At 53.7% G+C, this 26,238-nt stretch carries 21 protein-coding genes; 11 read left to right on the forward strand and 10 right to left on the reverse strand.

The features are described from left to right. Positions 1–28 precede the first annotated feature (28 nt). On the forward strand, positions 29–2,785 hold the full coding sequence (gene barA / locus NAZ64_RS05110) for a two-component sensor histidine kinase BarA (protein ID WP_000186399.1): 2,757 nt from the start codon (positions 29–31) through the stop codon (positions 2,783–2,785). A 43-nt stretch (positions 2,786–2,828) separates the two neighbouring features. On the opposite strand, the gene NAZ64_RS05115 is transcribed toward barA, so the two are convergent. The 8 genes from NAZ64_RS05115 to syd form a co-directional block, all read right to left on the reverse strand. Beyond that, positions 2,829–3,971, reverse strand: coding sequence for a glycerate kinase (locus NAZ64_RS05115; protein WP_000706486.1), 1,143 nt, complete (start codon positions 3,969–3,971; stop codon positions 2,829–2,831). Positions 3,972–4,048: 77 nt separating this feature from the next. Then, positions 4,049–5,389: a glucarate dehydratase gene (gene gudD, locus NAZ64_RS05120; protein WP_000107113.1), complete on the reverse strand. Its 1,341-nt coding sequence runs from the start codon at positions 5,387–5,389 to the stop codon at positions 4,049–4,051. 20 nt (positions 5,390–5,409) lie between these two features. Next, positions 5,410–6,750 carry an enolase C-terminal domain-like protein gene (locus NAZ64_RS05125; RefSeq protein WP_023136652.1) on the reverse strand — a complete coding sequence of 447 codons (1,341 nt, stop codon included), beginning with the start codon at positions 6,748–6,750 and terminating at the stop codon, positions 5,410–5,412. Further along, positions 6,747–8,105: a galactarate/glucarate/glycerate transporter GudP gene (gene gudP, locus NAZ64_RS05130; RefSeq protein WP_000097015.1), complete on the reverse strand. Its 1,359-nt coding sequence runs from the start codon at positions 8,103–8,105 to the stop codon at positions 6,747–6,749. The genes NAZ64_RS05125 and gudP overlap by 4 nt, the downstream gene beginning before the upstream one ends. A gap of 481 nt (positions 8,106–8,586) precedes the next feature. Further along, positions 8,587–9,036: a flavodoxin gene (locus NAZ64_RS05135; protein ID WP_483640883.1), complete on the reverse strand. Its 450-nt coding sequence runs from the start codon at positions 9,034–9,036 to the stop codon at positions 8,587–8,589. Positions 9,037–9,054: 18 nt separating this feature from the next. Further along, entirely contained in the window at positions 9,055–9,837 is a 783-nt protein-coding gene (gene truC / locus NAZ64_RS05140) for a tRNA pseudouridine(65) synthase TruC (RefSeq protein WP_000890034.1), read from the reverse strand. Further along, positions 9,837–10,166, reverse strand: a complete 330-nt coding sequence (locus tag NAZ64_RS05145) for a YqcC family protein (RefSeq protein WP_000207010.1) — start codon at positions 10,164–10,166, stop codon at positions 9,837–9,839. The genes truC and NAZ64_RS05145 overlap by 1 nt, the downstream gene beginning before the upstream one ends. A 611-nt stretch (positions 10,167–10,777) precedes the next feature. Then, entirely contained in the window at positions 10,778–11,323 is a 546-nt protein-coding gene (syd, locus tag NAZ64_RS05150) for a SecY-interacting protein (protein ID WP_000343990.1), read from the reverse strand. A 68-nt stretch (positions 11,324–11,391) separates the two neighbouring features. Between syd and queF the strand changes: the two genes are divergently transcribed. The 5 genes from queF to xni all read left to right on the forward strand — a co-directional run bounded on the left by queF (position 11,392) and on the right by xni (position 17,922). Continuing rightward, positions 11,392–12,240, forward strand: coding sequence for an NADPH-dependent 7-cyano-7-deazaguanine reductase QueF (gene queF / locus NAZ64_RS05155; RefSeq protein WP_024798543.1), 849 nt, complete (start codon positions 11,392–11,394; stop codon positions 12,238–12,240). Positions 12,241–12,352: 112 nt separating this feature from the next. Beyond that, on the forward strand, positions 12,353–13,717 hold the full coding sequence (ppnN, locus tag NAZ64_RS05160; RefSeq protein ID WP_000627973.1) for a nucleotide 5'-monophosphate nucleosidase PpnN: 1,365 nt from the start codon (positions 12,353–12,355) through the stop codon (positions 13,715–13,717). 564 nt (positions 13,718–14,281) lie between these two features. Then, a complete protein-coding gene (gene sdaC / locus NAZ64_RS05165; RefSeq protein ID WP_023224598.1) occupies positions 14,282–15,571 on the forward strand; it encodes an HAAAP family serine/threonine permease SdaC in 1,290 nt (429 codons plus the stop codon). A gap of 58 nt (positions 15,572–15,629) precedes the next feature. Next, a complete protein-coding gene (sdaB, locus tag NAZ64_RS05170) occupies positions 15,630–16,997 on the forward strand; it encodes an L-serine ammonia-lyase II (protein ID WP_000626384.1) in 1,368 nt (455 codons plus the stop codon). A gap of 169 nt (positions 16,998–17,166) precedes the next feature. Next, positions 17,167–17,922: a flap endonuclease Xni gene (gene xni / locus NAZ64_RS05175; RefSeq protein ID WP_001818022.1), complete on the forward strand. Its 756-nt coding sequence runs from the start codon at positions 17,167–17,169 to the stop codon at positions 17,920–17,922. Between the two features lie 91 nt (positions 17,923–18,013). Here xni and fucO read toward each other — a convergent pair whose 3' ends face one another. Together fucO and fucA are read right to left on the reverse strand one after the other, a co-directional pair. Further along, positions 18,014–19,162, reverse strand: coding sequence for a lactaldehyde reductase (gene fucO, locus NAZ64_RS05180; RefSeq protein ID WP_000013562.1), 1,149 nt, complete (start codon positions 19,160–19,162; stop codon positions 18,014–18,016). A gap of 16 nt (positions 19,163–19,178) precedes the next feature. After that, positions 19,179–19,826: an L-fuculose-phosphate aldolase gene (gene fucA, locus NAZ64_RS05185; RefSeq protein ID WP_000440828.1), complete on the reverse strand. Its 648-nt coding sequence runs from the start codon at positions 19,824–19,826 to the stop codon at positions 19,179–19,181. A gap of 555 nt (positions 19,827–20,381) precedes the next feature. Here fucA and fucP point away from each other — a divergent pair. The 5 genes from fucP to fucR all read left to right on the forward strand — a co-directional run bounded on the left by fucP (position 20,382) and on the right by fucR (position 26,216). Then, positions 20,382–21,698, forward strand: a complete 1,317-nt coding sequence (gene fucP / locus NAZ64_RS05190) for an L-fucose:H+ symporter permease (RefSeq protein ID WP_000528622.1) — start codon at positions 20,382–20,384, stop codon at positions 21,696–21,698. A 31-nt stretch (positions 21,699–21,729) separates the two neighbouring features. Then, positions 21,730–23,505, forward strand: coding sequence for an L-fucose isomerase (fucI, locus tag NAZ64_RS05195; protein WP_000724126.1), 1,776 nt, complete (start codon positions 21,730–21,732; stop codon positions 23,503–23,505). A 100-nt stretch (positions 23,506–23,605) separates the two neighbouring features. Next, complete coding sequence (gene fucK / locus NAZ64_RS05200) at positions 23,606–25,024, forward strand: L-fuculokinase (RefSeq protein WP_220569657.1); 1,419 nt, start codon at positions 23,606–23,608, stop codon at positions 25,022–25,024. A gap of 1 nt (position 25,025) precedes the next feature. Next, positions 25,026–25,448 (forward strand): L-fucose mutarotase, encoded by a 423-nt coding sequence (fucU, locus tag NAZ64_RS05205; RefSeq protein ID WP_023255178.1) that lies wholly within the window; start codon positions 25,026–25,028, stop codon positions 25,446–25,448. Between the two features lie 57 nt (positions 25,449–25,505). After that, on the forward strand, positions 25,506–26,216 hold the full coding sequence (gene fucR, locus NAZ64_RS05210; RefSeq protein ID WP_000642330.1) for an L-fucose operon activator: 711 nt from the start codon (positions 25,506–25,508) through the stop codon (positions 26,214–26,216). Positions 26,217–26,238 lie beyond the last annotated feature (22 nt).

The following is a 26,238-nucleotide window of genomic DNA, read 5'->3' on the forward strand; positions in this document are numbered from 1 at the left end:
GACCCTAATTGTCCCATAACGGAACTCCATGACCAACTACAGCCTGCGCGCACGCATGATGATTCTGATCCTGGCCCCGACCGTCCTGATAGGTTTGCTGCTCAGTATCTTTTTTGTAGTGCACCGCTATAACGACCTGCAGCGTCAACTGGAAGATGCCGGCGCCAGTATTATTGAACCGCTCGCCGTCTCCAGCGAATATGGTATGAACTTACAAAACCGGGAGTCTATCGGCCAACTTATCAGCGTCCTGCACCGCAGACACTCTGATATTGTGCGGGCGATTTCCGTTTATGACGATCATAACCGCCTGTTTGTAACGTCTAATTTCCATCTGGACCCCTCACAGATGCAGCTTCCCGCCGGAGCGCCGTTTCCACGTCGTCTGAGCGTCGATCGCCACGGCGATATTATGATTCTGCGCACCCCGATTATCTCGGAGAGCTATTCGCCGGACGAGTCAGCGATTGCCGACGCGAAAAATACCAAAAATATGCTGGGGTATGTGGCGCTTGAACTGGATCTCAAGTCGGTAAGGCTACAGCAATACAAAGAGATTTTTATCTCCAGCGTGATGATGCTTTTTTGTATTGGCATTGCGCTGATCTTTGGCTGGCGGCTTATGCGCGATGTCACCGGGCCTATCCGTAACATGGTGAATACCGTTGACCGCATTCGCCGCGGACAACTGGATAGCCGTGTGGAAGGATTTATGCTGGGCGAACTGGATATGCTGAAAAACGGCATTAATTCCATGGCGATGTCGCTCGCCGCCTATCACGAAGAGATGCAGCATAATATCGATCAGGCCACTTCGGACCTGCGTGAAACCCTTGAGCAGATGGAAATCCAAAACGTTGAGCTGGATCTGGCGAAAAAGCGCGCCCAGGAAGCGGCGCGTATTAAGTCGGAGTTCCTGGCGAACATGTCGCACGAACTGCGAACGCCGCTAAACGGCGTCATTGGCTTTACCCGCCTGACATTAAAAACGGAGCTGAATCCCACCCAGCGCGACCATCTGAACACCATTGAGCGTTCCGCGAATAATCTGCTGGCGATCATTAATGACGTGCTCGACTTCTCCAAGCTGGAAGCCGGTAAGCTCATTCTGGAAAGTATCCCTTTTCCACTGCGCAACACGCTGGATGAAGTGGTTACGCTGCTGGCCCACTCGTCGCATGATAAAGGGCTGGAGTTGACGTTAAATATTAAAAACGACGTCCCGGATAATGTGATTGGCGACCCGCTGCGCCTGCAACAGGTCATTACCAATCTGGTGGGCAATGCCATTAAGTTCACCGAGAGTGGCAATATCGACATTCTGGTAGAAAAGCGGGCGCTCAGTAACACCAAAGTACAGATTGAAGTGCAGATCCGCGATACGGGGATCGGCATTCCGGAACGCGACCAGTCGCGACTGTTTCAGGCGTTTCGCCAGGCCGATGCCAGTATTTCTCGCCGTCACGGCGGCACCGGGCTTGGGCTGGTGATTACGCAAAAGCTGGTCAACGAAATGGGCGGGGATATCTCTTTCCACAGCCAGCCTAATCGCGGCTCGACCTTCTGGTTTCATATTAATCTTGATCTTAACCCAAATGTTATTATTGACGGGCCGTCGACCGCATGTCTGGCCGGAAAACGGCTGGCTTATGTCGAACCGAATGCTACCGCCGCGCAATGTACCCTGGATCTACTGAGCGACACGCCGGTGGAGGTGGTTTACAGCCCGACCTTCTCCGCGCTGCCGTTAGCGCACTACGATATTATGATTTTGAGCGTTCCGGTGACCTTCCGCGAGCCGCTCACCATGCAGCATGAACGTCTGGCGAAAGCGGCGTCAATGACGGACTTTCTACTGCTGGCGCTACCTTGCCATGCGCAAATTAACGCCGAAAAGCTGAAACAAGGAGGCGCGGCGGCCTGTCTGTTAAAACCATTGACGTCAACGCGCCTGTTGCCAGCGCTGACGGAATATTGCCAGTTGAATCACCATCCTGAACCGCTGCTAATGGATACCAGTAAAATCACCATGACGGTTATGGCGGTTGATGATAATCCCGCTAATCTGAAGCTTATCGGCGCGTTACTGGAAGATAAAGTCCAGCACGTAGAGCTTTGTGATAGCGGACATCAGGCGGTGGATCGGGCGAAACAAATGCAGTTTGATCTGATTTTGATGGATATTCAGATGCCGGATATGGACGGCATACGCGCCTGCGAGTTAATTCACCAGCTTCCTCATCAGCAGCAAACACCGGTTATTGCCGTTACGGCACATGCGATGGCCGGGCAAAAAGAGAAGTTGCTCAGCGCGGGCATGAACGACTATCTGGCTAAACCGATAGAAGAAGAGAAGTTGCATAATCTGTTGCTGCGCTATAAACCCGGCGCCAACGTAGCAGCGCGCCTGATGGCGCCGGAACCGGCTGAGTTTATCTTCAATCCGAATGCGACGCTCGACTGGCAGCTTGCGCTCCGCCAGGCTGCCGGTAAGCCCGATCTGGCACGGGATATGCTGCAAATGCTGATTGATTTTCTGCCGGAAGTGCGCAACAAAATTGAAGAACAACTGGTGGGAGAAAACCCCAACGGTCTGGTCGATCTGATCCATAAGCTACACGGGAGCTGCGGCTATAGCGGCGTACCGCGGATGAAGAACCTTTGCCAGCTTATTGAGCAACAGCTTCGCAGCGGCGTCCACGAAGAGGAGCTGGAGCCTGAGTTTCTGGAGCTGCTGGATGAGATGGATAATGTCGCGCGTGAAGCGAAGAAGATATTGGGCTGATATTCGCCGGATGGCGGCATGACCGCCTTATCCGGCCTATAACTCAGCGTAACTGTTGCCCCGCTTTCAGCGTTGCAGCCACGTTGCGCGCGGTCATTCGTACGTTTTCACTCGCATTCTTCAGCGCGTCCTCCAGCGTACAGATGGTATAAATCACGCTGAAAACGGCATCAAGCCCATGTTCATGAACCACGCCAACATCCGCCGTCAGGCTACCCGCAATACCAATTACCGGCTTGTTATACCGTTTGGCGATGTTTGCCACGCCAATAGGGACTTTACCGTGAATGGTCTGGCTGTCGATGCGCCCCTCGCCGGTGATGACTAAATCAGCATCCGCAAGACACGCTTCCAGATGAAGCGCATCGGTGACAATCTCAATACCACGCCGTAGCTGCGCGCCGCAAAACGCGTATAACGCCGCCCCCATGCCGCCTGCCGCGCCGCCGCCTGCCAGATCCAACACATCGACATGCAGATCGCGGGCAATCAAATGCGCATAGCGAGTCAATGCCGTATCCAGGCGTTCAATCATTTCCGGCGTCGCCCCTTTTTGCGGACCAAAAACCGCAGACGCGCCCTCTTTGCCGGTAAGGGGATTCGTGACATCGCAGGCGACCTCTATATGACACGCCGACAAACGCTTATCCAGGCCGCTGATATCAATGCTGGCGAGTGTTTCCAGCCCAATGCCGCCTTGCACAATATCATTGCCCTGCGCATCCCGTAGCCTGGCCCCCAGCGCCTGCACCATCCCCGCGCCGCCATCGTTGGTGGCGCTACCGCCGATACCAATAATGATATGCTCAACGCCCGCATCCAGCGCATGACGGATCAGCTCGCCGGTTCCCCATGATGTGGTCTTCAACGGATCGCGTTGCGCGGGCGGTACCTGCTCCAGCCCACTGGCGGCCGCCATTTCAATGAACGCGGAACGCGCATCGCCGGAAAGCCCATAAAACGCATTGACGCGATGCCCCAACGGCCCGGTGACCTCAACATGCACGATTCGACCCGCCGTCGCTTCAACCATCGCTTCGACAGTACCTTCTCCGCCATCAGCCAGCGGTAATTTCAGGTAATCGGCGTCAGGCCAGATCTCGCGAAATCCTTGTTCAATGGCGGTCGCTACCTCAAGAGCACTCAAACTTTCCTTATACGAGTCTGGTGCGATCACTATTTTCATAAGTCGTCCTTACGCATGTTGATCCTGTTAAGCATACACCCAGAGAAGGACCGGTTCCTTACGGAACCGGCTCTGACTTAACGCACCATGCAAGGACGCTTATTATCAAACGTCCAGCCAGGAATTAAGTACTGCATTCCCATCGCGTCGTCACGCGCGCCTAAGCCATGCTTTTGATAAAGCTCATGCGCTTTCATCACCTGATCCATATCGAGCTCAACGCCCAGCCCCGGTTTGGTCGGTACTTGCACCATGCCGCCTTTAATTTCAAACGGTTCTTTAGTCAGACGTTGGTTGCCTTCCTGCCAGATCCAGTGGGTATCGATCGCGGTGATCTTGCCCGGCGCCGCCGCGGCAACATGGGTAAACATCGCCAACGAAATATCAAAGTGGTTGTTAGAGTGCGATCCCCAAGTCAGACCGAACTCATGACACATTTGCGCCACGCGTACAGAGCCTTGCATAGTCCAGAAGTGCGGGTCCGCCAGCGGGATATCTACAGATTGCAGCGACAGCGTATGCCCCATTTGACGCCAATCGGTCGCTATCATATTGGTGGCCGTCGGTAATCCGGTCGCGCGACGGAATTCCGCCATCACTTCACGTCCGGAAAAACCCTGCTCCGCGCCGCACGGATCTTCTGCATAGGCCAGAGAACCTTTCAGGTATTTACCAATGCTGATCGCTTCGTTCAGCGACCAGGCACCGTTTGGATCGAGCGTGACGCGCGCTTGTGGGAAACGTTTCGCCAGCGCCACGATTGACTCGGCCTCTTCTTCGCCCGCCAGCACGCCGCCTTTCAGTTTGAAGTCGTTGAAGCCGTATTTTTCATAGGCGGCTTCCGCCAGACGTACTACCGTTTCCGGCGTCATCGCCTCTTCATGGCGCAGACGATACCAGTCGCATTGCTCATCCGGCTGGCTCTGATACGGCAGCGGCGTGGCCTTGCGATTGCCGACAAAGAACAGATAACCCAGCATTTCGACTTCGCTGCGCTGCTGACCGTCGCCTAACAGCGAAGCGACGTTGACGCCCAGGTGTTGGCCCAAAAGATCAAGCATTGCCGCTTCAATACCAGTCACCACATGGATAGTGGTACGGAGATCGAACGTTTGTAAACCGCGTCCGCCCGCATCGCGATCGGCAAACTGGTTGCGAACGGCGGTCAGGACATTTTTATATTCACCCAGCGTTTTTCCCACCACCAGTGGGATCGCATCTTCCAGCGTTTTGCGAATTTTTTCGCCGCCCGGAATCTCGCCGACCCCGGTATGGCCGGAGTTATCTTTAATAATGACGATGTTGCGCGTGAAGAACGGGGCGTGCGCGCCGCTCAGGTTCATCAGCATACTGTCATGACCCGCAACCGGGATAACCTGCATTTCAGTCACTACAGGCGTCGTAAATTGAGTACTCATAACTGTGTCCTTATTCAGAATTAGTGACGACCAAAAACAGGGCGTTTGCGGTCAAAAGTCCAGCCGGGGATCAGGTATTGCATCGGGCCTGCATCATTACGCGCGCCGCCTGGCAGCGTTTTATACGCGTCATGCGCTTTTCGCACCTGTTCCCAGTCAAGCTCCACGCCCAGTCCTGGCGCATCCGGAACGGCAATTTTGCCGTTTTTAATTTCCAGCGGATTTTTAGTCAGGCGGCAATCGCCCTCCTGCCAGATCCAGTGCGTATCAATAGCGGTGGGTTTGCCTGGCGCCGCCGCGCCGACATGGGTAAACATCGCCAGTGAAATATCAAAATGGTTATTCGAATGGCAGCCCCAGGTTAGCCCCCAGTCATCGCACAGTTGCGCCACGCGAACGGCGCCGGTGAGAGTCCAGAAATGCGGGTCGGCAAGAGGAATGTCTACCGCGTTGAGCATCACCGCGTGTCCCATTTCACGCCAGTTGGTGGCAATCATATTGGTCGCCACCGGCAGTCCTGTCGCGCGGCGGAACTCCGCCATGACTTCACGACCAGAGAATCCTTGCTCCGCGCCGCACGGATCTTCCGCGTAGGTCAGTACATCATTCAGCCCTTTGCACAACGCAATGGCTTCATCCAGTAGCCAGGCGCCGTTCGGATCCACGGTAATACGCGCGTCCGGGAAGCGTTTTTTTAGCGCGCGAACGGTATCAATCTCTTGTTCGCCCGGCAGCACGCCGCCCTTGAGTTTAAAATCTTTAAAGCCGTAACGATCCTGAGATGCTTCCGCCAGCCGCACAACCGCGTCGCTGTTCAGCGCTTCCTGATGGCGCAGGCGATACCATTCATGACTGCCCGGCGTGCTTTCCAGATACGGCAGATCGGTTTTAGTGCGATCGCCAATATAGAAGAGATAGCCCAACACGGTGACGGCATCGCGCTGTTTACCGGGTCCTAACAGTTCACAGACCGGCACATTAAGCGCCTGTCCCAGTAGATCAAGCAGCGCCGCTTCCAAAGCCGCCACCGCGTTAACCCGCAGTTCAAACGTCCATGCGCCTTTACCAAAGGTGTCAAAATCAGCGGCCTGGTTGCCTTTATGCACCTGCTGCACCACTTTGTTCAGGCGGGCGACTTCCTGGCCTAATACCATCGGAATAGCATCGACCAGCGTCTGATAAATCACTTCTCCGCCCGGCGCCTCACCGACGCCAGTATGCCCGGCGTTATCGGTGAGGACGACGATGTTACGGGTGAAGTACGCGTTATGCGCGCCGCCGATGTTGAGTAGCATACTGTCATGTCCGGCAACCGGAATGACCTTCATGTCCGTAATAACGGGACTGGATTGCGTTGTCATGATAATTGTCCTGCGACAGGTTTCAGTTCAATACGCTTAATATCGCCTACCAGCACCAGATAGCTGATGATGGCCACCAGGGCATGTACGCCGACATAGATCAACGCGCCGTTGAAGGAACCGGTGGTGCCAACGATGTAACCAATCGCGATTGGCGTCACAATACCGGAGATATTGCCGAACATATTAAACAAGCCGCCGGAAAGACCGCTGATCTCTTTCGGCGCGGTATCCGCCATTACTGCCCAGCCCAACGCGCCGATACCTTTACCGAAGAAGGCCAACGCCATAAAGCCGATGATCATCCATTCCACGTTCACATAGTTACAGAACACCATAACCATTGACAGCAACATCCCCAGCACAATCGGCGTCTTGCGCGCGATATTCAGGGAGCCAGTACGACGCATCAACCAGTCGGAAATGATGCCGCCCAACACGCCGCCGATAAAGCCGCAGACCGCAGGAACCGAGGCGACAAAGCCCGCTTTGAGAATCGACATGCCGCGCGCCTGAACCAAATAGACCGGGAACCAGGTAATAAAGAAATAGGTCAATGCGTTAATACAGTACTGACCGATGTAAACGCCAATCATCATACGAGAGCCCAGCAGCTGTTTGATCTGGCCCCATTTGACGCTAAACGGTACTTTCGCTTTGGTGTCTTTCTGATCCATATTGATCAGCGCGCCGCCTTCTGCGATGTACTCCAACTCTTTCTTATTTACGCCCGGATGGTTATTTGGTTCATGGATAACTTTCAACCAGATAAAGCTGATGATGATCCCTAACCCGCCCATAAAGAAGAAGACATGCGACCAGCCCACTTCGTGCGTCAGCCAGCCCATAATCGGCGCGAAAATAACCGTGGCAAAGTATTGCGCGGAGTTAAAGATGGCCACTGCCGTTCCCCTCTCCTGCGCCGGGAACCAGGCTGCAACGATGCGACTGTTGCCCGGGAAAGAAGGCGATTCCGCCAGACCAACCAGGAAACGAAGCGTAAAGAGGGCGACAATAATGCCGAAACCACTAAAGATATCGACAAAACCCTGCAACAGGGTGAAGACTGACCAAATGAAAATAGACCAGAAATAGACGCGTTTGGAACCAAAGCGGTCCAGCAGCCAGCCGCCCGGGATCTGCCCGATAACATAGGCCCATGAAAAAGCAGAAAAAACATAGCCCATGCCTACCGGATCAAGGCCGATATCTTTGGCCATTTCTGAGCCGGCAATGGACAATGTGGCGCGGTCGCCGTAGTTGAAGGATGTGACGATAAACAGCATCACCACTATCCAGTAGCGGGCGTTCGTGCGTTTCTCCGCACTACTCGCCGCGTGACTTAATGAACTCATTGTTGCACTCCTGAAATTTCGCGTTAGCTACGCTCACTCTGAACTGCACAACCGGTAGGGAATCAGAGATAACGTTTCCTTGTTGCAGCTTTTATTAGGTCGTTTGCTTTGCACGCTGCATGCTTTTATTCACTGGCAGGAGAAGTATAAAAAGCGCGCCACACACACTCACCGTGCAACAACACAGTATTTTGGCGATGAATTACGCCTGTTTATGGCAAAAGCCCAGGACAGTGGAAGCCACTTCACGGAAATGAAATCAGAAGGCGTCAGGCGTCGACGCAGGAGGAATAAAAAGAGAAGAATGTGAAACAGGTCGCTTGATTACATGAAAACGCCCGTAAAAAACTGCCGCTTTTGCGGGCATATGCCCAAAGCTAACACGATTCAGTTACTTTACACTGTGTACAGGTCGTGATTTTGCTTACTGGCAACGCAAGCAAACGAAAAGGTACCCTCCCGTAGGGGGGAGGGATTTACCTCAGGAAAGTAAAGTTCCCCAGTTTTCAACCCAGGGATTGGATTGGCTCTCCGGCTCCGGATGTTCGTTGGCGTCAATGAATAACATCTCCCCCACCCGCTGCGCGCTTTGCTCCTGCAACAGGGCATCAAACTGTTTGCCGCCATTACAGAAATTGGGGTAGCTGCTATCACCTAGCGCAATCACCCCGTAACGCAGGTTTGGTTGAAAACCGACTGTATCTTTAATGCCGTGAAAGAGCGGCGCAATGCTATCCGGTAGATCGCCCTGCCCGGTCGTCGAGGTAACGACCAGCGCAACCTTATCCTGATATTGCTGCCAGTCGGACAGTTCAGGATCTTCAAACACGGTCGCGCTGTGGCCCTGTCTGGCGAGGATCGCTTCCGCTTCTTCCGCCACCAGCAGTGAGTTGCCATACATGGTCCCGACAAAAATACCAATTTCCGCCATTATGCGTATCTCCCTGAATTATGCCTGATGAGTCTCATCCTGCCGGGACGCCGCCGTAAACTCAACCCTTTCATTGTCAGGGAGAAGTCCACGCCAGCCAAACTGTGTCAGCGCCTGCATCCAGGTTTCATCCAACCCGGCCTGAATCATCAACGGCTGTCCGGTGAAGGGGTGCGTCAGTTCAAGCCGACTGGCATGAAGCATCAGGCGACGACAGGCAAAATGCTCTGCGGCGCTGCGGTTTTGTCGCAAATCGCCATGCTTGCTGTCGCCGATGATAGGATGACGCAGATGCGCCAGATGACGACGAAGCTGGTGCTTGCGTCCCGTTTTTGGTTCCAGCTCAACCAGACCATAACGCGTGGTGGGATAACGTCCGGTCGGCACCGCCATTTCGACCGTCGCCAGTCCGCGATACTGCGTTACAGCCGGCTGGGGCGCTTTATCCTCGCGGGCGAATTTATCAGCAATTTTATCGCGCTCTTCCACCAGCGGATAATCCAGTACTGCGTCATCCATCAGCCAGCCGCGCACAATGGCATGGTAGCGTTTACGGATGTGGTGCTGCTCGAACTGCTGCGCCAGACGGCGTCCCGCTTCGCTGGACAGCCCCATTAACAGTACGCCCGACGTGGGTCTGTCGAGACGGTGGGCGGTAAAAACATGCTGGCCGATTTGGTCGCGCACCGTTTGCATGACCACGACTTTTTCGTCGCGATCCAGCCAGCTCCGGTGAACAAGCCAGCCTGCGGGTTTATTCACGGCAACCAGCCACTGGTCTTGATAGAGGATCTCCAACATCAGGATTTATCGCGGACGAATAGCGCATCCAGATCCTGCAAAACCGCCAGGATCGCCTCCCTCTGCGGATGATCCGCCGCCAGCGCCATTTCATAATAAGGGGCGACGGCAAACGCCTCGGGCAGCGGCTGCGCATTATCAAGTAGGGTATGCATACGTGGGATCAATACCCATTGCAGCCATTCCAGCGGTTCCATGGTATCCATAAAAAATGGTTGGGTACTGGTAAACAGGTGCGCCTGCGGCGCATCCAGCCGCCAGTGGCGATGCTCGCGCAGCAGCGTTTCAAGCGCATGTAACTGCTGACGCACACGGTCATGAGTCGTCATGTTAAAAACCTCAATGATGAAAATCTGGCGCGAAGAATAACAAAAAAAAGGGAGCACTGTATAAACAGTGCTCCCGGTTCGTTTCGCAGCATTCCAGCTACTTTTCGTGCTCCCTGCTCATCCGTGACAACTTTTCCTGTGACCTTACGGCCTGTTCATCCTGAACGTTTGCATCCTGCGCACATCGCCCGATGTGATAGCTTCTTCCTGAAGCGTCCCTGGTCATCCAGACCCGCCGAACATCCTGATCGGCTCTCGTTCTCCGTCCTGGAGGTGTCCTTTAACGCATCCTGCGCTTTCCACTTTGCTTCATCCTGAAGCCTTTCCTTGTAACACCATCCTGGCGTGTCCTGCTGAAGCGCCATCATCCTGACGTTCGCTTCGTTGTACGACTCCCTGTCGACGAAGATAGAATCGCCTGTTTCACCTTGTCTTACAAGACACCTACAGACAATACCTTAAGTAAATTTTCATATGAAAGTGCGCAAAAACATTTTAACAGGTTGTTTTATATAGACTTACATAAGAAAACGGGACTCAGTATCCGCTGATATCCTGGCGATCTCCTACAGACTTTGTAAGAGATCTCTCACACCTGTTAGGGCAAACGATTACAGAAGAGGATTAAGTTGCGTAAGGAATTCCGCAAGCGTTGCGGCAAGAACGGTACGATTGCGGGTGCCCAGCGTTTCTTTAATCACCTCGCCGGACAGATTACAGACCGAAATGACCTCAAGCTCATTTTCCTGCGTCGCAATAAAAAGCGTGGGAGGAAGCTTGAGCCGCTTTTGCGTGACCAGGTGGCCTATCAGATTTTCCTGCACGCGCCGAAAGTCATCCTGACTCCAGGTTTGCAGTAGCGTAAGCTTTTCATCCGCGAACTGCGCGGGCATGTCGCCAGCAAACTGCGTGGTGTAAAACGCGTGGAGCGCAGGTTGTACCATAATATCGAAGGCGCGTTCAACCGCGTTTACATTTTCTTCGCCTTCAAAAGGTTGCGGCTGCCAGTAAACGGCATCGCGGGTTGAAGAAATAATGCACGGAGAAGGTACGCCATACAGTTCTTCGCTCAACGGCCAGCTACCGTGTTTTTCTTGCCACGCGTCGCAGTAACGCGTCGTAAAGGCTTTCAATGCCTGCGCTGTCAGTTCGTCCACCAGTTTCTCTCTTCATAAAAGCCAGGATACACTTGGCGCATAGTGTATCTGGTTTATGACGGTGAAACATGTCTTCTTATGAAAACCATCAGGCTCTCGATGGCCTGACTCTCGGAAAATCAACGGATTACCGGGACAATTATGACGCCAGCCTGCTGCAGGGCGTACCGCGCAGTTTGAATCGCGACCCGCTCGGATTAACAGCCGATAATTTGCCGTTCCACGGCGCGGATATCTGGACGTTGTATGAACTTTCCTGGCTTAACAGCCGTGGTCTTCCGCAGGTCGCCGTCGGGCATGTCGAACTGGATTACACCAGCGTTAATTTAATCGAATCCAAAAGCTTTAAACTGTATCTGAACAGCTTTAACCAGACGCGCTTTGACACTTGGGAGACGGTGCGCCAGACGCTGGAGCGCGATCTGCGCGCCTGCGCGCAGGGCAACGTTAGCGTGAGGCTTCATCGTCTTGATGAGCTGGAAGGACAGCCTGTCGCCCATTTCCACGGCACCTGTATTGACGATCAGGATATCAGTATCGACAACTACCAGTTTACTACCGACTATCTGCAACATGCGGTCAGCGGCGAGAAGCAAGTAGAGGAGACGCTGGTCAGTCATCTGCTGAAATCCAACTGCCTGATCACCCACCAACCGGACTGGGGCTCAATACAAATTCAGTATCGCGGGCGCAAAATCGACAGGGAAAAACTGCTGCGTTATCTGGTCTCCTTCCGTCACCATAATGAATTTCACGAGCAGTGCGTAGAGCGTATTTTTAATGACATTCTGCGCTTCTGCCAGCCGGAAACGCTAAGCGTTTATGCGCGCTATACCCGCCGCGGCGGGCTGGACATTAATCCCTGGCGCAGCAATACCGATTTCGTGCCCGCCACAGGCAGGCTGGCGCGACAGTAATTTTTTTGTCAATTTTGCGTGCCGGATTGCGCATGTAAGGTTGTGAAAGGTCATCAGCCAGGGCTATTGTAATCAACAGGGAATGGCGTGTTGCGTCCCATAAGGAGTTTACTTGATTACACATATTAGCCCGCTTGGCTCAATGGATATGTTGTCGCAACTGGAAGTGGACATGCTGAAACGCACGGCCAGTAGCGACCTGTATCAACTGTTTCGTAACTGTTCACTTGCCGTTCTTAACTCCGGCAGCCTGACCGACAACAGCAAAGAGCTGCTGTCCCGCTTTGAAAATTTCGATATTAACGTGCTGCGCCGCGAGCGCGGCGTGAAGCTGGAATTGATTAATCCGCCTGAAGACGCTTTTGTTGACGGGCGGATTATTCGTGCGCTACAGGCTAACCTGTTCGCGGTGCTGCGCGACATTCTCTTTGTGAATGGGCAGATCCACAATGCCGGTCGTTTCCAGCATCTGGATCTTGAAAGCTCAACACATATCACCAATCTGGTGTTCTCCATTTTGCGCAACGCCCGGGCGCTGCACGTCGGCGAAGCGCCAAACATGGTGGTATGCTGGGGCGGCCACTCAATTAACGAAAACGAGTACCTGTATGCCCGTCGCGTCGGCACACAGTTGGGATTACGCGAGCTGAACATCTGCACCGGCTGCGGCCCTGGGGCGATGGAAGCCCCCATGAAGGGCGCGGCGGTCGGTCACGCGCAACAGCGTTATAAAGACAGCCGTTTTATCGGCATGACTGAACCTTCCATTATTGCGGCTGAACCGCCTAACCCGCTGGTGAACGAACTGATCATCATGCCGGATATCGAAAAACGCCTGGAAGCGTTCGTCCGTATCGCACACGGTATCATCATCTTCCCGGGCGGCGTGGGTACGGCGGAAGAGCTGCTTTATTTGCTGGGGATTCTGATGAATCCAGCCAATAAAAATCAGGTGCTGCCGCTGATCCTGACCGGACCAAAAGAAAGCGCCGATTACTTCCGCGTGCTGGATGAGTTTATTACCCATACGCTGGGCGAAGCGGCCCGCCGTCATTACCGCATCATTATTGACGATGCGGCGGAGGTAGCGCGACTGATGAAGAAAGCGATGCCGCAAGTGAAAGAGAATCGCCGCGATACCGGCGACGCCTATAGTTTTAACTGGTCGATGCGTATAGCACCGGATCTTCAGGTGCCGTTTGAGCCGTCGCATGAAAATATGGCCAACCTGAAACTGTACCCGGATCAGCCGGTTGAGATTCTGGCGGCAGATCTGCGACGCGCCTTCTCCGGTATTGTCGCGGGGAACGTGAAGGAGGTCGGGATACGCGCCATTGAAGCTAATGGTCCGTATAAAATCCACGGCGATCGAGAGATGATGCGTCGCATGGACGATCTGCTGCAGGGATTCGTCGCGCAGCATCGTATGAAATTGCCAGGTTCCGCCTACATCCCCTGTTACGAGATCTGCGCTTAGCGCTTATGCCCGGTTGCCGCCAGCAGCCGGGCGCTTCTCCCATTCCTTTCATTGCGGTATGGCGATTCACGTATTCCTTCATTTTTTATGATGATCATCAGAGGCATAGACCGCATTGTTTTATAAACACCATTTATAATTCATCATAAATAGATTGCCAGGCAAACGTTTACTTGACTCCTCTTACCGTGATTTATCGGCTCAAACTCTTATTCTTCGCCAGAATCCACTAAAAACCTTGATTTTTATAGTCAAACCTCCGTATCTTGCGCCCCAATCTTTCCGGCCTTATATCGTTAATGGTAGCCTTCGCGCCCGGAAATTCGTTATGACGTTTTTTTAATAGATTAATGGTCCAAATTTATCCATGTAAGAAGCGGATTATTGCATTTGAGATCGGGATCACTGATAGATTCATCACTTAAATGTATCTTTCCGCCCGAAAATTATTACGGCGAAAAATTATATAAAAAGCGTCCCTAAGCAGATTTCATTTTACGATCAGGTCTTTTTTCATTGGATTAGACCAGCAACCTGATTTTTAGCATCCTCCAGGAGAAATAGATGGAAACCACTCAGACCAGCACTATTGCTTCGATTGACTCTCGAAGCGCATGGCGCAAAACGGATACCATGTGGATGCTGGGCCTTTACGGCACGGCAATCGGCGCGGGCGTTCTGTTCCTGCCGATCAACGCAGGCGTCGGCGGCATGATTCCGCTCATCATCATGGCGATTCTCGCTTTCCCGATGACCTTTTTCGCACACCGTGGTTTAACCCGCTTCGTGCTGTCCGGTAAAAACCCGGGTGAAGACATCACTGAAGTCGTTGAGGAACACTTCGGTATCGGCGCAGGTAAACTGATTACCCTGCTCTACTTCTTCGCGATTTACCCCATCCTGCTGGTTTACAGCGTGGCGATTACTAATACCGTGGAAAGCTTCCTGACCCACCAGTTAGCGATTAATCCGCCGCCGCGGGCGATTCTTTCCCTGATCCTGATTGTTGGCATGATGACCATCGTGCGCTTCGGCGAGCAAATGATCGTTAAGGCGATGAGTATCCTGGTATTCCCGTTCGTCGCTGCGCTGATGCTGCTGGCCTTGTACCTGATCCCGCAGTGGAACGGCGCGGCGCTGGAAACGCTGTCCTTTGATTCCGCCGCGTCTACCGGTAACGGTCTGTGGATGACGCTGTGGCTGGCGATTCCGGTGATGGTTTTCTCTTTCAACCACTCCCCGATCATCTCCTCCTTCGCGGTTGCGAAGCGTGAAGAGTACGGTGAAGGCGCTGAGAAGAAATGTTCTAAAATTCTGGCCTTCGCCCACATCATGATGGTGCTGACCGTGATGTTCTTCGTCTTCAGCTGCGTGCTGAGCCTGACGCCGGCAGATCTGGCGGCGGCAAAAGAGCAGAACATCTCTATTCTGTCTTACCTGGCGAACCACTTTAACGCGCCGATCATCGCCTGGATGGCGCCGATCATTGCGATGATTGCTATCACCAAATCCTTCCTCGGCCACTACTTGGGCGCGCGTGAAGGCTTTAACGGGATGGTGATTAAATCGCTGCGTGGTAAAGGTAAATCCATCGAAATCAACAAACTGAATAAAATTACCGCGCTGTTCATGCTGGTCACCACCTGGATTGTGGCGACGCTGAACCCCAGCATCCTGGGCATGATTGAAACCCTGGGCGGCCCGATCATCGCGATGATTCTGTTCCTGATGCCGATGTATGCCATCCAGAAAGTACCGGCAATGCGTAAGTACAGCGGTCATATCAGCAACGTATTCGTTGTGGTTATGGGCCTGATTGCCATCTCCGCTATTTTCTACTCACTGTTCAGCTAAGTCCTTTAGCGCCGCTTACCGCGGCGCTTCTCTATGATACAACCGCAATGGATGCCCTATGATTAGCGTATTCGATATTTTTAAAATCGGCATTGGCCCTTCCAGTTCTCACACCGTCGGACCAATGAAAGCAGGCAAGCAGTTCACGGATGATCTGATTGCCCGCCATATCCTTACAGATGTCACCCGCGTCGTGGTGGATGTCTACGGCTCTCTGTCATTGACGGGTAAAGGCCACCACACTGATATCGCCATTATTATGGGCCTGGCGGGGAATCTGCCGGACACCGTCGATATCGACGCCATTCCGTCCTTTATCCAGGATGTGAACACCCATGGGCGTTTACTACTGGCCAATGGGCAGCATGAAGTCGAATTTCCGGTCGATAAGTGCATGAATTTCCACGCCGACAACCTGTCTCTGCATGAAAACGGGATGCGTATTACCGCGCTGGCGGGCGATAAGGTGCTCTACAGCCAAACCTACTACTCCATTGGCGGCGGCTTTATCGTCGATGAAGAGCACTTTGGTTTGACGAATAGCGAACCTGTTAACGTGCCGTACCCTTACAAAACCGCCGCGGATTTACAGCGCCACTGCCAGGAGACGGGTCTGTCGCTCTCCGGTCTGATGATGCAAAACGAACTGGCCCTGCACAGTAAAGAAGCGCTGGAGCAGCACTTCGCCAGGGTCTGGGAGGTAATGCGCAGCGGTATTGAGCGCGGTATCACCACCGAGGGCGTATTGCCGGGCAAACTGCGCGTTCCGCGTCGCGCGGCGGCGCTGCGTCGGGTGCTGGTCAGTCAGGATAAGACCACCACCGATCCGATGGCGGTCGTCGACTGGATCAATATGTTCGCGCTGGCGGTGAACGAAGAGAATGCCGCAGGCGGACGAGTAGTCACTGCGCCGACTAACGGCGCATGTGGTATTGTTCCGGCGGTGCTGGCGTACTATGACAAGTTTATCCGCGAAGTAAATGCTAACTCACTTGCTCGCTATATGCTGGTCGCCAGCGCGATTGGCTCGCTGTATAAGATGAACGCCTCTATTTCCGGCGCCGAAGTGGGTTGTCAGGGAGAGGTCGGCGTGGCCTGTTCCATGGCGGCAGCGGGTCTGGCCGAGCTGCTGGGCGGTAGTCCGGCGCAGGTGTGTATCGCCGCAGAAATCGCCATGGAGCATAATCTGGGGTTAACTTGCGATCCGGTTGCCGGTCAGGTCCAGGTTCCCTGCATTGAGCGTAACGCAATTGCTTCAGTCAAAGCGGTCAACGCCGCGCGTATGGCGCTGCGCCGTACCAGCGAACCGCGTGTATGCCTCGATAAAGTGATTGAGACCATGTACGAAACCGGTAAAGACATGAACGCTAAGTACCGCGAAACTTCGCGCGGCGGCCTGGCGATGAAGATCGTTACCTGCGATTAATTCTCAGCACATTTTAGGATCTGTAGGCCGGATAAGGCGCTCGCCGCCATCCGGCTTTGTTGCCTGATGTCGCTTCGCTTGTCAGGCCTACGGATAGTGCTATTTCGCAATGCTCGCCTCCCCCCGCCGTGAATGTTACCCTACGCGCAGGTTTGTAAGGGAGAACACCGTGGCTGCTCATCTGCTTATCGTCGACGCGCTCAATTTGATTCGCCGTATTCACGCCGTTCAGGGATCGCCCTGTGTGGAAACCTGCCAACACGCGCTCGATCAATTGATTATTCACAGCCAGCCAACCCATGCCGTAGCGGTATTTGATGACGACGCGCGCAGTAGCGGCTGGCGTCATCAGCGTTTGCCGGACTACAAAGCAGGACGTCCGCCGATGCCTGACGATTTACATAATGAAATGCCCGCCCTACGCGCCGCATTTGAACAGCGCGGCGTACGCTGTTGGGCATCAGATGGTAACGAAGCGGACGATCTGGCGGCGACGCTGGCGCTAAAAGTTACCGAAGCCGGACACCAGGCAACCATTGTGTCAACCGATAAAGGCTATTGCCAGTTGCTCTCTCCGGGATTGCGCATTCGCGACTACTTCCAGAAACGCTGGCTGGACGCGCCATTTATTGAAAAAGAGTTTGGCGTACTTCCCCGGCAGTTGCCGGATTACTGGGGTCTGGCAGGAATCAGCAGTTCGAAAGTCCCCGGCGTTGCCGGTATCGGCCCCAAAAGCGCGACCCAGCTGTTGATTCAGTTTCAAAATCTGGAGGGAATTTACGCCCATCTGGACGAGGTGCCGGAAAAGTGGCGCAAAAAGCTTGAGACGCATAAAGAAATGGCATTTCTCTGCCGCGATATTGCACGTCTGCAAACCGATTTACATATCGACGGAAACTTACAGCAGCTACGGCTGGTACGGTAGTTTTGTTGCCGGATGGCGGCGTGAACGCCTTATCCGGCCTACAGAACTGCACGAAATGTAGAGCGGATAAGCGCAGCGCCATCCGGCAAAATTACCAGGCGATATGATACAGTTCGACAATGTCCGCCAGACTCGCTTCACGCGGATTGCCGCCCGTACAGACATCATCGAACGCCGCCTGCGCCAGCGCCGGGATATCCTCTTTTCGAACGCCGACATCACGCAAATGCAGCGGAATTCCCACATCGCGATTTAACGCAAATACGGCTTCCACTGCGGCATTACGCGCCTCTTCAAGACTCAATCCTTCTACCTTCACCCCCATCGCCCGGGCGATATCACGGAATTTCTCGTTGGTAGACCCGGCATTGAAACGCATCACGTGCGGAAGCAAAATAGCATTCGCGACGCCGTGCGGCGTGTTGTAAAACGCGCCCAGCGGATGCGCCATCCCATGCACCAGCCCCAGCCCCACATTGGAAAACCCCATCCCGGCAACGTATTGCCCCAGCGCCATCGCCTCACCGGCCTCTTTTTCTCCGGCTACGGCGCCGCGCAGCGCGCCAGCAATAATCTCAATGGCTTTGATATGTAATGCATCCGTCAGCGCCCATGCGGCCCGGGTAATATAGCCTTCAATAGCATGGGTTAGCGCATCCACGCCCGTTGCCGCTTTCAGCGCGGGCGGCATACCGTCCATCATATCGGCATCGATAAATGCCGCCTGCGGAATATCATGTGGATCGACACAAACGAATTTGCGCCGTTTCTCTTCATCGGTAATCACATAATTGATAGTGACTTCCGCCGCGGTTCCCGCCGTTGTCGGGATCGCCATAATCGGCACGCTGGGTTTACGGGTCGGCGATAGCCCTTCCAGACTGCGCACATCGGCAAATTCCGGATTGTTACTGATAATACCGATCGCTTTGCAGGTATCCTGCGGAGAACCGCCGCCAATGGCGATGAGATAGTCCGCGCCGCTTTGGGTAAAGACCTTAAGCCCTTCCTGGACAACGGAAATCGTAGGATTAGGGATCACGCCCGCATAGATCTCCCACGCCAGCCCTGCGGCATCCATTCTGCTTGTCACTTTATCGACCACACCGCATTGCACCAGCGTTTTATCGGTAACAATCAGCGCTTTATGATAACCGCGGCGCGTCACCTCATCGGTTAATGCGTCCACCGCTCCCCGGCCAAACCATGCCGTTTCATTCAGAATCATTCTGTTCGCCATCGCCTGTCTCCTGACATCACTCTTCAATACGTAATCCGTAAGTTTTAAATTTCTCCAGTACGATAGCGATCGCCTCGTCATCCAGTACCGGTACCGGATCGACAATGGCCAGCGTACTTAAATAGAGCTGCGCCAGCACTTCCACTTCATGCGCCAGCCACAACGCTTTGTCTAAATTTTCTTCACAAGCGATAAGCCCGTGATGCTGTAACAGCGTCGCTTTACGATTTTTAAGCGCCACGGCAACATGGTCAGAAAGTTCGCGGGTGCCAAAAGTGGCGTAGGGCGCGCAGGGAATAGAGTTTCCCCCCGCGGCGGCAATCATGTAGTGAATCGCCGGAATCGGGCGATTCAGGATCGAGACTGCCGTACAATGGACAGCGTGGTTATGTACCACGGCATTGGCGTCAGGGCGCGTCTGGTATGCCGCCATATGAAAACGCCACTCGCTGGAAGGCAGTTTGCCCTGCTCATGCTGACCGTCTGCATCAATAAAGACAATGTGCGACTCTGTCAGCTTCTCGTAGGGGATCCCCGTCGGCGTAATCAGCATTCCGCCCTGATAACGTACGCTCACGTTACCTGCCGTCCCCTGATTTAACCCTAACCGCGTCATTTCCAGACAGGTATCAATAATCTGCCGCGCCAGTCTATTTCGTTCCATTATTTACCTCTCTCTGTGATTCAAAATGAGACAACAAAACCGCCTTTCGCATCGCGCTGCTGTCCTGTTGAAATAATCGAATAGTTAGCAACTATCATCATACTGAATAAAGAGAAGGGAATTTAAATAACGATATTTTGTGATTCACATCAATTAATTCGCCACGATAAACCAGACGACTACCGTTTCTCTCGCCGATAAATGCCCGCTCTTAATAATATTTTTTAAAACGGGCAAAAATGAAGAATAAGTTACTACTGCCCGTTTTCGTGGCAATAATTTAATTCGGGCATTCAGTCTGTGGTTTTTTTAATTAAACATCTCAAACGGTCATTTTTTTATGAAAATTAAAGTGATGATAATCACAGAACGCTCTGCTCTCAGGTATAAATGTGACCGCCATCATATTAAAAGGCCTTTTTTATTTGAAAATGAATCCATGAGTTCATTCCGGACGCCAATTTATTACCGGTAAGAAAAGCGAACTCACCTAATTTTACGGTCTGGTGACCAGAACCGACCGCACGCAAAAGCTTCTGAACCGATGAGGATGCTATGGGAAACACAACAATACAAACACAGAGTTTTCGTGCTGTGGATGCAGAGCAAAGCAAGAGCAAGCGCTACATTATTCCATTCGCCTTACTTTGCTCGCTATTTTTTCTGTGGGCCGTCGCCAATAATCTGAATGACATTTTATTACCGCAGTTTCAACAAGCTTTTACGCTAACTAACTTTCAGGCTGGGCTTATTCAGTCAGCCTTTTATTTCGGTTATTTCGTCATTCCAATCCCCGCTGGGATTTTGATGAAAAAACTCAGTTATAAAGCAGGGATTATCACCGGGCTTTTTTTGTATGCTGTTGGCGCCGCATTATTCTGGCCTGCCGCCGAGATAATGAATTACACATTATTTTTAATTGGCCTGTTTATCATCGCCGCCGGTTTAGGTTGCCTTGAAACAGCAGCCAACCCTTTTGTTACGGTATTAGGTCCAGAAAGCGGCGGACATTTCCGGCTTAATCTGGCGCAAACTTTTAACTCCTTTGGCGCTATTATCGCCGTTGTGTTTGGGCAAAGCCTTATTTTGTCTAACGTGCCGCATCAATCGCAAGAAGCGCTTGATAAAATGACGCCGGATCAGCTTAGCGCCTATAAACACAGCCTGGTGTTATCGGTACAAACACCATACATGATTATCGTCGCCATCGTATTAGTAGTTGCGCTGCTGATTATGCTGACCAAATTTCCGGCCCTGCAAAGTGACGATCATAGCGATGCTAAACAAAGCTCTTTCTTATCTTCTCTCTCCCGACTCATCCGTATCCGCCACTGGCGCTGGGCGGTGCTGGCGCAGTTCTGCTACGTGGGGGCGCAAACCGCCTGCTGGAGCTATCTGATCCGCTACGCCATTGAGGAGATCCCTGGAATGACACCCGGTTTCGCCGCCAACTACCTGACCGGCACGATGGTGTGCTTCTTTATCGGCCGTTTCACCGGGACCTGGCTTATCAGCCGCTTCGCGCCGCATAAAGTGCTGGCCGCCTACGCCCTGTTTGCCATGCTCCTGTGTCTGATTTCCGCCTTTAGCGGCGGACATATCGGCCTGCTGGCGCTGACGTTGTGTAGCGCATTTATGTCAATCCAGTACCCGACCATCTTCTCGCTGGGTATCAAAAATCTGGGACAGGACACTAAGTACGGCTCGTCTTTTATCGTCATGACCATCATTGGCGGCGGTATTGTCACGCCAGTAATGGGCTTCGTTAGCGACGCCGCAGGCAAAATCCCGACCGCCGAACTGGTTCCGGCATTGTGCTTTGCCGTCATCTTCATTTTTGCCCGTTTCCGTTCACAAGCGGCGACAAACTGAACATTTATCCGAATAACGTGAGGAATCTGTCATGAAAAAAATCAGCTTACCGAAAATCGGTATCCGCCCGGTGATTGATGGACGTCGTATGGGCGTACGCGAGTCGCTCGAAGAGCAAACCATGAACATGGCGAAAGCGACGGCGGCGCTCATCACTGAGAAAATCCGCCACGCCTGCGGGGCTCAGGTGGAGTGCGTCATTGCGGATACCTGTATTGCCGGAATGGCGGAATCCGCCGCCTGTGAAGAAAAATTCAGCAGCCAGAACGTGGGCGTGACCATTACCGTTACGCCGTGCTGGTGCTATGGCAGCGAAACCATTGATATGGACCCGATGCGTCCAAAAGCCATCTGGGGCTTTAACGGCACAGAGCGTCCTGGGGCGGTTTACCTTGCCGCGGCGCTGGCGGCGCACAGCCAGAAAGGCATTCCAGCGTTCTCCATTTATGGCCATGACGTGCAGGATGCCGACGATACCTCCATTCCCGCCGACGTCGAAGAAAAACTGCTGCGTTTTGCGCGGGCAGGGTTAGCGGTAGCCAGCATGAAAGGCAAAAGCTACCTCTCCGTCGGCGGCGTGTCGATGGGGATCGCGGGTTCCATTGTCGATCATAACTTCTTTGAATCCTGGCTGGGCATGAAGGTACAAGCGGTAGATATGACCGAACTGCGCCGCCGTATCGATCAAAAAATTTATGATGAGGCCGAACTGGAGATGGCGCTGGCGTGGGCGGATAAAAACTTCCGCTACGGCGAAGATCAGAACGCCTCGCAGTATAAGCGCAATGAAGCCCAGAACCGCGCGGTGTTAAAAGAGAGCCTGCTGATGGCGATGTGTATTCGCGATATGATGCAGGGCAACAAGACGCTCGCGGACAAAGGGTTAGTTGAAGAATCGCTGGGCTACAACGCCATTGCCGCCGGCTTCCAGGGCCAGCGCCACTGGACCGATCAATACCCGAACGGCGATACCGCCGAAGCGCTGCTCAATAGCTCTTTTGACTGGAACGGCGTACGCGAACCGTTTGTCGTCGCCACCGAAAATGACAGTCTGAACGGCGTAGCGATGCTGTTCGGCCATCAACTCACCGGTACCGCGCAGATCTTCGCCGACGTGCGAACCTACTGGTCGCCGGAAGCCGTAGAACGCGTCACCGGCCAGGCACTCAGCGGCCTGGCGGAACACGGCATTATTCACCTGATTAATTCCGGTTCTGCCGCTCTGGACGGTGCCTGTAAACAGCGCGACAGCGAAGGCAAGCCGACTATGAAACCGCACTGGGAAATCAGCCAACAAGAGGCGGATGCGTGTCTGGCGGCCACCGAATGGTGCCCGGCGATTCACGAATACTTCCGCGGCGGCGGCTACTCATCCCGTTTCCTGACCGAAGGCGGCGTGCCATTCACCATGACCCGCGTGAATATCATCAAAGGCCTGGGACCAGTACTGCAAATCGCCGAGGGCTGGAGCGTCGAACTGCCGAAAGCGATGCACGATCAGCTTGATGCCCGCACCAACTCTACCTGGCCTACCACCTGGTTTGCGCCGCGTCTTACCGGCAAAGGCCCGTTTACCGATGTCTATTCGGTGATGGCGAACTGGGGCGCTAACCACGGCGTACTCACCATCGGCCATGTAGGGGCGGACTTTATTACTCTTGCCGCGATGCTGCGTATCCCGGTATGTATGCACAACGTGGAGGAGGCGAAGATCTACCGTCCTTCCGCCTGGGCGGCTCACGGTATGGATATCGAAGGCCAGGATTATCGCGCCTGCCAGAATTATGGCCCGCTGTATAAACGTTAATGCGGCTTAGCCCGGTGGCGCAGGCTTACCGGGCCTACGAGCGCGTGAACCGTAGGCCGGATAAGCGTAGCGCCATCGGGCGGCGTTTATGGAGTTATCTATGAAACAAGACGTTATCCTGGTTCTCGACTGCGGTGCGACAAACGTTCGGGCGATCGCCGTTGATCGCCAGGGGAAAATTGTCGCCCGCGCCTCAACCGCTAACGCCAGCGACATTGCCGCAGAAAATAGCGCCTGGCATCAGTGGTCGCTGGACGCCATCCTGCAACGTTTCGCCGACTGCTGCAGGTCACTCTCCAGCGCCCTGTCGGAGTGTGTTGTTCGCGGTATTACGGTGACCACGTTCGGCGTCGATGGCGCGCTGGTCGATGCGCAGGGTAAGCTACTCTACCCGGTCATCAGTTGGAAATGCCCGCGAACCGCTGCCGTGATGGAAACGATTGAGCGCTTTATCTCGCCCCGGCAATTGCAGACGCTCTCCGGCGTCGGCGCGTTCAGCTTTAACACGCTGTATAAACTGGTCTGGCTTAAAGAGAATCATCCGCGCCTGCTGGAACAAGCTCACTGCTGGCTGTTTATCTCGTCGCTGATTAACCACCGTCTGACCGGCGAGTTTACAACCGATATCACTATGGCAGGCACCAGCCAGCTACTGGATATCCATCAGCGCGACTTTAGTCCGGAAATCCTGCAGGCGACGGGCCTGGCGCGCCGCCTGTTCCCGCGTATCGTGGAAGCGGGCGCCCCGATAGGCACGCTACAGACAGACGCGGCCAGGCTACTCGGTCTCCCGGCGGGTGTGCCGGTGATCTCTGCCGGACACGATACTCAGTTCGCGTTATTCGGCGCTGGCGCGCAGCAAGGTGAACCGGTGCTCTCCTCAGGAACATGGGAGATTCTGATGGTGCGCAGCGGTCAGGTGGATACCTCGCTGCTCAGTCAGTATCCGGGCTCGACCTGTGAACTGGACAGTCAGTCGGGGCTTTATAACCCCGGAATGCAGTGGCTGGCCTCCGGCGTACTCGAATGGGTACGAAAACTGCTGTGGACGCCGGAAACGCCATGGCAAACGCTGATCGACGAAGCGCGCGCTATTCCCGCCGGCGCGGAAGGCGTGCGGATGCAGTGCGATCTGCTCGCCTGCCAAAATGCAGGCTGGCAGGGCGTGACGCTCAATACCACCCGCGGCCATTTCTATCGCGCCGCGCTGGAAGGCCTGACGGCGCAACTGCAGCGTAATCTGCGCACTCTGGAGAAAATCGGCCATTTTAACGCCACAGAACTGTTACTGGTTGGCGGCGGCAGTCGCAACGCTTTATGGAATCAAATTAAAGCGAATCAGCTTGCTCTCCCTATCAAGGTGCTGGACGACGCGGAAACCACCGTGGCCGGCGCTGCCATGTTTGGCTGGTACGGCGTAGGCGAATTTAATAGCCCGGAACAGGCGCGTGCGCAGGTCAATTATCAGTATCGCTATTTCTGGCCGCAAACCGAACCTGAAATTATTGAGGGAGTATGAAATGCTAAAAACCATTTCACCGTTAATTTCCCCGACACTGCTCAAAGTGCTGACCGAGATGGGCCACGGGGACGAAATCATTTTTTCCGACGCTCACTTTCCCGCGCATAGCCTGGGCCCGCAGGTGATTCGCGCCGATGGTCTTAGCGTCAGCGATCTACTGCGGGCAATTATTCCGCTCTTTGAGCTGGATAGCTACGCTCCGCCGCTGGTGATGATGGCCGCCGTGGAAGGCGACACGCTCGATCCCAGCGTTGAAGCGCGCTATCGCGATGCCTTGTCATTAGAAGCGCCGTGCCCGGATATCGTTCGTATCGACCGCTATGCGTTTTATGAGCGGGCGCAAAAAGCGTTTGCGATCGTTATCACAGGTGAGTGCGCGAAGTACGGAAATATTCTTTTAAAAAAAGGGGTAACGCCGTAATCTCTTGCCGGTGCGCCCGCATGACGCGGGCGTTCATCGAATGATGGGGTGAGAAAAATGAAAGCGGCACGCCAACAAGCGATAGTCGATCTGCTGATCAATCATAAAAGTCTGACCACCGAAGCGCTGGCCACCCGGCTTAACGTCAGTAAAGAGACCATCCGCCGCGATCTCAGTGAACTACAGACGCAGGGAAAAGTGCTGCGTAATCACGGACGAGCTAAATATATTCATCGTGAAAATCAGGACAGCGGCGATCCATTCCATATCCGCCTGAAAAGCCATTATGCGCACAAAGCCGATATTGCCCGTGAAGCGTTAGCGTGGATAGAAGAAGGAATGACGATTGCGCTGGATGCCAGTTCAACTTGCTGGTATCTGGCCCGCCAGTTGCCGGATATTCCCATTCAGGTTTTTACCAATAGCCATCCTATCTGTCAGGAGCTGGGAAAACGCGAACGCATTGCGCTGATAAGTTCCGGCGGCCAGCTTGAACGTAAATATGGCTGTTACGTTAACCCGTCGCTTATCTCACAGCTAAAATCGCTTGATATCGATCTGTTCATCTTTTCCTGCGAGGGAATCGACGGCGGCGGCGATCTGTGGGACTCCAATGCGATCAACGCCGATTTTAAATCTATCCTGCTCAGGCGCGCCTCGCAGTCTTTATTATTGATTGATAAAAGTAAATTTAATCGTTCAGGAGAGGCGCGCATCGGCCATCTGGATGACGTGACGCATATTGTTTCAGATGCGCCGCAGTCATAGGCCGGACAAGCGTGCGCCATCC

This window comes from Salmonella sp. A1325 (assembly GCF_056991255.1).

What these genes read in the sequence shown, in the direction of transcription:
- barA (WP_000186399.1), top strand. Translation starts at nt 29, where the DNA reads ATGACCAACTACAGCCTGCGCGCACGCATGATGATTCTGATCCTGGCC.
- NAZ64_RS05115 (WP_000706486.1), bottom strand. Translation starts at nt 3,971, where the DNA reads ATGAAAATAGTGATCGCACCAGACTCGTATAAGGAAAGTTTGAGTGCT.
- gudD (WP_000107113.1), bottom strand. Translation starts at nt 5,389, where the DNA reads ATGAGTACTCAATTTACGACGCCTGTAGTGACTGAAATGCAGGTTATC.
- NAZ64_RS05125 (WP_023136652.1), bottom strand. Translation starts at nt 6,750, where the DNA reads ATGACAACGCAATCCAGTCCCGTTATTACGGACATGAAGGTCATTCCG.
- gudP (WP_000097015.1), bottom strand. Translation starts at nt 8,105, where the DNA reads ATGAGTTCATTAAGTCACGCGGCGAGTAGTGCGGAGAAACGCACGAAC.
- NAZ64_RS05135 (WP_483640883.1), bottom strand. Translation starts at nt 9,036, where the DNA reads ATGGCGGAAATTGGTATTTTTGTCGGGACCATGTATGGCAACTCACTG.
- truC (WP_000890034.1), bottom strand. Translation starts at nt 9,837, where the DNA reads ATGTTGGAGATCCTCTATCAAGACCAGTGGCTGGTTGCCGTGAATAAA.
- NAZ64_RS05145 (WP_000207010.1), bottom strand. Translation starts at nt 10,166, where the DNA reads ATGACGACTCATGACCGTGTGCGTCAGCAGTTACATGCGCTTGAAACG.
- queF (WP_024798543.1), top strand. Translation starts at nt 11,392, where the DNA reads ATGTCTTCTTATGAAAACCATCAGGCTCTCGATGGCCTGACTCTCGGA.
- sdaC (WP_023224598.1), top strand. Translation starts at nt 14,282, where the DNA reads ATGGAAACCACTCAGACCAGCACTATTGCTTCGATTGACTCTCGAAGC.
- sdaB (WP_000626384.1), top strand. Translation starts at nt 15,630, where the DNA reads ATGATTAGCGTATTCGATATTTTTAAAATCGGCATTGGCCCTTCCAGT.
- fucO (WP_000013562.1), bottom strand. Translation starts at nt 19,162, where the DNA reads ATGGCGAACAGAATGATTCTGAATGAAACGGCATGGTTTGGCCGGGGA.
- fucA (WP_000440828.1), bottom strand. Translation starts at nt 19,826, where the DNA reads ATGGAACGAAATAGACTGGCGCGGCAGATTATTGATACCTGTCTGGAA.
- fucP (WP_000528622.1), top strand. Translation starts at nt 20,382, where the DNA reads ATGGGAAACACAACAATACAAACACAGAGTTTTCGTGCTGTGGATGCA.
- fucI (WP_000724126.1), top strand. Translation starts at nt 21,730, where the DNA reads ATGAAAAAAATCAGCTTACCGAAAATCGGTATCCGCCCGGTGATTGAT.
- fucK (WP_220569657.1), top strand. Translation starts at nt 23,606, where the DNA reads ATGAAACAAGACGTTATCCTGGTTCTCGACTGCGGTGCGACAAACGTT.
- fucU (WP_023255178.1), top strand. Translation starts at nt 25,026, where the DNA reads ATGCTAAAAACCATTTCACCGTTAATTTCCCCGACACTGCTCAAAGTG.
- fucR (WP_000642330.1), top strand. Translation starts at nt 25,506, where the DNA reads ATGAAAGCGGCACGCCAACAAGCGATAGTCGATCTGCTGATCAATCAT.